The 6,108-nt window shown below is 42.4% G+C and carries 7 protein-coding genes and 1 pseudogene; 4 read left to right on the top strand and 4 right to left on the bottom strand.

All coding sequences use genetic code 11. From position 1 onward, the window contains the following. Positions 1-642: pseudogene (locus tag O9332_RS01215) on the top strand (IS1 family transposase); the annotation flags it as partial. 209 nt (positions 643-851) lie between these two features. Here the strand turns inward: O9332_RS01215 and O9332_RS01210 are convergent. Further along, positions 852-1,139 carry a DUF433 domain-containing protein gene (locus tag O9332_RS01210; RefSeq protein ID WP_002761291.1) on the bottom strand — a complete coding sequence of 96 codons (288 nt, stop codon included), beginning with the start codon at positions 1,137-1,139 and terminating at the stop codon, positions 852-854. Positions 1,140-1,183: 44 nt separating this feature from the next. Continuing rightward, complete coding sequence (locus O9332_RS01205) at positions 1,184-1,477, bottom strand: hypothetical protein (protein WP_155120423.1); 294 nt, start codon at positions 1,475-1,477, stop codon at positions 1,184-1,186. 177 nt (positions 1,478-1,654) lie between these two features. Here O9332_RS01205 and ureA point away from each other — a divergent pair, with 177 nt between their 5' ends. The 3 genes from ureA to O9332_RS01190 all read left to right on the top strand — a co-directional run bounded on the left by ureA (position 1,655) and on the right by O9332_RS01190 (position 3,244). After that, positions 1,655-1,957, top strand: a complete 303-nt coding sequence (gene ureA / locus O9332_RS01200) for an urease subunit gamma (RefSeq protein WP_002738360.1) — start codon at positions 1,655-1,657, stop codon at positions 1,955-1,957. 19 nt (positions 1,958-1,976) lie between these two features. Further along, on the top strand, positions 1,977-2,303 hold the full coding sequence (locus O9332_RS01195) for an urease subunit beta (RefSeq protein WP_002761293.1): 327 nt from the start codon (positions 1,977-1,979) through the stop codon (positions 2,301-2,303). A 65-nt stretch (positions 2,304-2,368) separates the two neighbouring features. After that, positions 2,369-3,244 carry an S-methyl-5'-thioadenosine phosphorylase gene (locus O9332_RS01190; protein ID WP_002761295.1) on the top strand — a complete coding sequence of 292 codons (876 nt, stop codon included), beginning with the start codon at positions 2,369-2,371 and terminating at the stop codon, positions 3,242-3,244. Between the two features lie 328 nt (positions 3,245-3,572). Here the strand turns inward: O9332_RS01190 and O9332_RS01185 are convergent, their stop codons facing one another. Together O9332_RS01185 and O9332_RS01180 are read right to left on the bottom strand one after the other, a co-directional pair. Then, on the bottom strand, positions 3,573-4,529 hold the full coding sequence (locus tag O9332_RS01185; RefSeq protein WP_002761297.1) for an RNA polymerase sigma factor, RpoD/SigA family: 957 nt from the start codon (positions 4,527-4,529) through the stop codon (positions 3,573-3,575). Positions 4,530-5,033: 504 nt separating this feature from the next. After that, positions 5,034-6,108: RNA-guided endonuclease InsQ/TnpB family protein (locus tag O9332_RS01180; RefSeq protein WP_288023325.1), on the bottom strand; the 1,075-nt coding region annotated here is incomplete at its 5' end.

Genomic DNA, 6,108 nt, shown 5'->3' with positions numbered 1-6,108 from the left:
AAGAATGTGGTCAACCGTTTGTGATCAATCCCACTAATAAAACCGTCTCTGACGAAACCAAACAATTAATTGATAAACTCTTGCTCGAACGAATTTTCTGACGAGGAATTGCTAGAGTAACAGGGGTAAGTTGGTCATGGTTACAAAATTATGTCAACAATAAACTGGCGGCTTTCCCCCGTCAAATAAAGGTTTCAGACAAACCAAAAGGTAAATTGGTTAGAGAATGTGATGAGATGTGGTCTTTGGTTTTTTGTAAGACGATAAAGGTTTATATTTGGCGGTTAATTGATAGAAAGACAAGGGAAATTATTGGTTGCTATGCGCGGAGATAGGAGTCGTCAATCAGCCAAAAAACTTTGGGGACAGTTTACCAGGTGTTTACCGACAATGCGCGGTTGCTTACACAGACTTTTGGGAGTCCTATAAGACAGTAATTCCTCGTAAACGTCATCGACCGGTCGGAAAAGAAACTGGTCAAACTAATCCTATTGAAAGATTAAATAATACCTTTCGACAAAGGATTTCTCGGCTGGTGAGAGAGAGTCTATCTTTCTCTAAAAAAATGGAGAATCACGTTGGGGAGCCCTTTGGTATTTTATCCATGACTACAATGCACAGCAAAGCAAAGCAAAGGATTAAGCCGCCATCACTACTACCGAATCACCACCCGTCAAGGGAAAGGAGATCATGAAATTTGGTATAGTCCTCTGACAGAAAGAAGATTTGTAGTTGATAATAGTATTAAATCACGCCATACTGCTAATGCAGTTTTGAAACAAGTCGGATTATCTAAAGCCTTTTGAACGCTGTGGAATCTTCATCCATATATAAGCTAATTCTACTCATAATTAGGAAGGAGAATAATGTAATGCTTCAAGGCGATCTGCTTCCGCAGTTTCGTCTGCCATTTCTGATTCTATTGTTTCTTTATTAGTATGATAGTAAGTTAAAGCGGCATAAACTTGTGCCAAAGAAAGATGAGGTATTTCATCGGCAATCTCTTCAGGACTATATCCTAATTTATACCAGATCACTATTCTTCGTACAGTAACAGCAGTTCCCGCAATAATAGGACAACCTCCATGAATTTTGGGATCGCTTTTTATAAAAGTGCCAATATTTATCTCTGTTAACATAACTTTCTCTGATTCAGTTTCAACTAATTAAACTAAATAGGATTCTATGCTTTTATCACCATTTTAGCATAGCCTAAACATTGGTCGGGGTAGGGGCGAAGCATTCGGATAGGAAATCTAGGATTTGAGCGATAGGTTATGCCCAAATGCTTCGCCCGTACAGTGATTTTCTGCAATTGAGGAATAACTGTTGCACAAGGCGGTTCAAAGTGTAATTCCAAAGCTTCTTGAAGATTTATTAGTTTCTTCTGGTGTCCCCTAGGTCTGCATACTGTAATTCTTGGGCTGCCCATTTCTCCATTTTTTTTGCTCACCTCCACCTTGATTCCTTCTTTCAAAACTATACCTATCAATCGTTTCCCCTTTTTTTAAGTTTCTTCTCTTTTTGTTAAGAAAGCTCTGACTAATGGATAGGATGACCGGACATTCAAGATAAATTTTCACAACTCGATCGCTACAACTATCCGGCCAAGAACTACAATAACCCTAGCACCTGTGTAAAAAAAGGCCTATCTATGCAACTTTCGCCCCAAGAAAAAGATAAATTACTCATTTTCACGGCGGCACTGCTCGCCGAAAGACGCAAAAATCGCGGGATCAAGTTAAATTATCCCGAAGCGATCGCCTATATTAGCGCCGCCATCCTCGAAGGTGCGAGGGAAGGTCGTAGCGTGGCTGAATTGATGAGTTACGGCACTACTTTATTAACTCGCGAGGAGGTAATGGAAGGTATCCCGGAAATGATTACGGAAGTGCAGATCGAAGCGACTTTTCCCGATGGTACTAAATTAGTTACCGTTCACAATCCCATTCACTAACAGGAGATTTTTAGCAGCTATGATTCCGGGAGAAATTATCACACCATCCGGGGCGATCGAGATTAATGTCGGTCGCGACACCCTGCGTGTTTCTGTGGCTAATACAGGCGATCGACCGATTCAAGTGGGTTCCCACTATCATTTTTATGAAGTTAATCAGGCCCTGGAGTTTCAGCGCGAATTAACCAAAGGAACCCATCTGAATATTCCCGCGGGTACATCAGTTCGATTTGAACCGGGAGACACGAAAGAGGTGGAATTAGTTACCATCGCGGGAACTGAAGAAATTTATGGCTTTAATGGTTTAATTAATGGTTCCCTCAAGGGCAAGAAAAAGAAAAAGTAAGGCCTTAACGGAATCGCTCAATTATGGTAAAATCAAGGCAACGATAACTAATTCTTTCCAAGACTATGACGACGGTAAAAATTGGCATCATTGGCGGCAGTGGTTTGTATAAAATGGATGCCCTCAAGGATGTGCGGGAAGTATCCCTCGATACTCCTTTTGGTTCTCCTTCCGATGCTTTAATTCTCGGTACTTTAGAGGGAACAGAAGTCGCCTTTTTAGCGCGTCATGGCAGAAATCACCATTTTTTACCGACCGAATTACCCTTTTGCGCTAATATTCACGCCCTCAAACAATTAGGGGTTGAATATATTATTTCCGCTTCAGCCGTTGGTTCCCTAAAAGCCGAAGTTAAACCCCTAGATTTAGTCATTCCCGATCAATTTATTGACAGAACTAAAGAGAGAATAGCGACTTTTTTTGGGGAAGGAATTGTTGCTCACGTTGCCTTTGGTGATCCCATTTGTCCCCAATTAGCCGAAATTTTAGGGGATGCCGTCGCTAGTTTAAACCTACCGGAAGTTACCTTGCATCGCGGCGGTACATACCTCTGTATGGAAGGGCCGGCTTTTTCTACTAAAGCGGAATCAAATCTCTATAGAAGTTGGGGGGCAACCGTGATCGGTATGACCAATTTAACCGAGGCCAAATTAGCCCGAGAAGCGGAAATTGCCTACGCTACCTTAGCCCTAGTTACCGATTACGATTGTTGGCATCCCGACCACGATCATGTCACGGTAGAAATGGTGATCGAAAATCTACACCATAACGCTATTAATGCCCAAAAAGTTATCCAAGAAACGGTGCGCCGTCTGGTAGCTAATCCTCCCGTTTCTGCCGCTCATTCTGCCCTTAAATACGCTATTCTTACCCGTCTAGATTCTGTTCCCGTCGCCACTAAAGAAAAATTAGCTCTCTTTTTGAAAAAATATCTTGAATAAATAGAGCTTGCTGAATAAATCTAAAAACCTTGTTGGGTAAGACTTTTAGACTTTTTGGTTTCCAAAAAGTGCCAGATCCCGGAGTGGTCGGGGGGAAAATCCCTGGACTTTTTCCCTGAAAATTAGGTAATTTACCCCCTCAAAATCGCTAAAACCCTACACCCTACACCCTACACCCCACACCCTGCCCCCAGGAAAAACTTTTTGCCGCAAACCCTAAATAGAGAAATAAGAGCGGAGAAAAGTCGCCGATGAATCTAGAAATGGGTCATTTTTCTCGCTGTTATCCAGACGCTCAATTTGACCCAAATTCTAGGTTATCTCTAGCTTAACTAGCTAGATATTCTCTGATGTTGCCCTTGCGTTTTCTTAATTTAGCGATCGCTTCTCGTTCGATCTGACGCACGCGTTCACGACTGATATTGAGTCGAACGCCAATTTTTGCTAAGGTGAGGGGCTGCCCATTATCTAAACCAAAACGCAGACAAATCACTTCTTTTTGTTGAGGGGTGAGGTCTGCCATCAGTTTTTCCAAATCCACTTGGAGGGAAGAATAGGCAGTGTAATCTTCGGGGGAAAGTCCCGTATCTTCCAAGAGTTCCCCTAATTCCGTGTCTTGATTGTCCCCCACCTTTAAGTCAAGGGAAAGGGGTTGACGGGACCTTTCCAAGTAGTCTCGCACCTGTTTGGGAGTTAGGTCTAATTCCTCGGCTAATTCGGCAATGGTGGCAGCGCGACCTTTATCTTGAGCTAGTTGACGCTGGGCTTTTTTGATTTTATTCAGTTTTTCGGTGATGTGGATGGGCAGACGGATGGTGCGACTTTTTTCTGCGATCGCCCGGGTGATGGCTTGGCGAATCCACCAATAAGCATAGGTGGAGAAGCGATAGCCTTTGGTGGGATCGAATTTTTCCACACCTCTTTGCATCCCAATCGTTCCCTCTTGGATGAGGTCTAATAGATCTAGATTGCGTTTTAGGTATTTTTTAGCGACGGAAACCACTAGACGCAGGTTCGCTTCTACCATCTTGCGTTTGGCGAAATCCCCTGCCCCCAATTCTCGACGCAGTTGTTCTTCACTAATTTCCGCCGCTTCTGACCATTGGCGATCGCTGGGTTCCCTGCCGAGTTTCGCCCTTAGGGATTCCTTGATTTTTTCGAGAAAAATTAATCTTTGCACCTGTTTTGCGTAGAGAATTTCTTCTTCATGGGTGAGAAGGGGAACTCGGCCAATTTCTCTGAGATAGGCGCGAACTGGATCGGTGGGGTTTTTCGAGGTTTTCATGAGTGCGCGTCGGTTGAGGGTTGATATTCAGGGATTGATGGCGTTTTTCAGATCGCTTCCCCAGGGGCAGTTAAGGAGATGCTATCAGGGTTTTTTCTAGTTTTGTAAAGAGATTAGTAAGTGATCACTCAAGGATATAGAGAAATCTAATTGAAGATTTAATTGCCTCTATAGTCCTTTTTTTGGCTATATATAGAGTTTATGGGCATAAATGGCAAGTAGTAAGAACCTTGGTTGTTTAACCAATATTACAACAATTATTAAATATTGTAAAGTTTATGAGAAAAAAAAATATCCCTATCAGGAACGCAGCAAGGAAGGGGAGGTTTGAGTATCTGTACCCATAGATTACCCAAAGGTTTCCAATCAGGATGCAATCTAGATGACAAAATGAGCAATTTTCTCAGATAGCGATCGCAGGGCGATCGGTGAGGGGTTTGTACTAAAATGTCCATTGACTCTCCCCCGCTAACCGCTCGCGCGGTGTAGCGGGGGATTCTTGGTTCATCTGCTCTTGACTAGATCAAACAGGTTTAACTGAACGACCCCCAACCGACCGCCTCCGCAAGCGTTTTCTAACACGGTCAGTCCGACCGCATTTTTTCCTCGGTTCTCGATTACCTTCGCTGATGCCGTATCTCTCGGTTCAATGTGGCCGCAAGAATCACACCGGTGAACTCTTTCCGATAACGACTTTTTACCAGTGAACGCGCCACAATTAGGACAGTCCTGTGAAGTTCCGTTTTTATCGACTTTAAGATAATATTTCCCCCGTTTCCAAACAACAAACGGTAGTATCTCATTAATAAAACTACCGATGCCTGAATCTAGAGATTGTTTTCTAACGATTCCTCTAGACCACGAAACGAAGTTAATATCTTCAACAAAGATATTATCAGCAAGATCACAAAGGTAATGAGCTAACTTAAAATGCCAATCTCTACGAGTATTAGACACTTTTTCGTGTAATCTCGCTATCTTATCTTGGAGTTTCAACCAATTGTTCGAGCCTTTGACTTGATGTTTAAAGCGTCTTTGTAGCAATTTAAGCTTACTCTGTACTTTCAACAAAAATCGAGGGGCTTTGATTAAATCTCCCCGTGAAGTAGCAACAAAACTCTCAATCCCCGCGTCAATTCCTAAACAGGTTTTCCCCACTGTCATATCGGGAACTAATTCCGTAGATTGGAAGGAAACCGAAACGTAAAATCCCGACGCTTTTTGGATAATTCGAGCTTGTTTAGGCTCGAACCCAGACGGGTACTTTCTAGATTGCCTGATTCTAATTTTTCCCAATTGTGGAAAATTTAAGTATTCGTCACCTAGAAAGCTTTTTGAGAGCGCAGGAAAAACAAAACTTCGCATCTTTTTCTTAAATCTAGGAAAGCCGAAGCCTTTCGATTTCATCTGGTTAAACGCCTTATCTACAGTTTTTAAAACTTGCTGTAAGACTTGAGCGTTAACCGTCTTTAATATCGGGTAAACTTTTTTAGCTTCCGTTAGATTTTTAGCTTGAACGAAGTAATTAGGATAGGGTTCATCCGCAGGAATTATGTACTCGGAAACTAACGAACAACGA

The sequence above is a fragment of the Microcystis sp. LE19-10.1B genome (assembly GCF_027530565.1).
GTDB classification, from domain to species: Bacteria; Cyanobacteriota; Cyanobacteriia; order Cyanobacteriales; family Microcystaceae; genus Microcystis; species Microcystis aeruginosa.
This window is presented reverse-complemented; position numbering and strand designations above follow the sequence as displayed.

Coding starts and splice junctions, on each gene's coding strand:
- O9332_RS01210 (WP_002761291.1), bottom strand. CDS start 1,139: ATGTTAACAGAGATAAATATTGGCACTTTTATAAAAAGCGATCCCAAA.
- ureA (WP_002738360.1), top strand. CDS start 1,655: ATGCAACTTTCGCCCCAAGAAAAAGATAAATTACTCATTTTCACGGCG.
- O9332_RS01195 (WP_002761293.1), top strand. CDS start 1,977: ATGATTCCGGGAGAAATTATCACACCATCCGGGGCGATCGAGATTAAT.
- O9332_RS01190 (WP_002761295.1), top strand. CDS start 2,369: ATGACGACGGTAAAAATTGGCATCATTGGCGGCAGTGGTTTGTATAAA.
- O9332_RS01185 (WP_002761297.1), bottom strand. CDS start 4,529: ATGAAAACCTCGAAAAACCCCACCGATCCAGTTCGCGCCTATCTCAGA.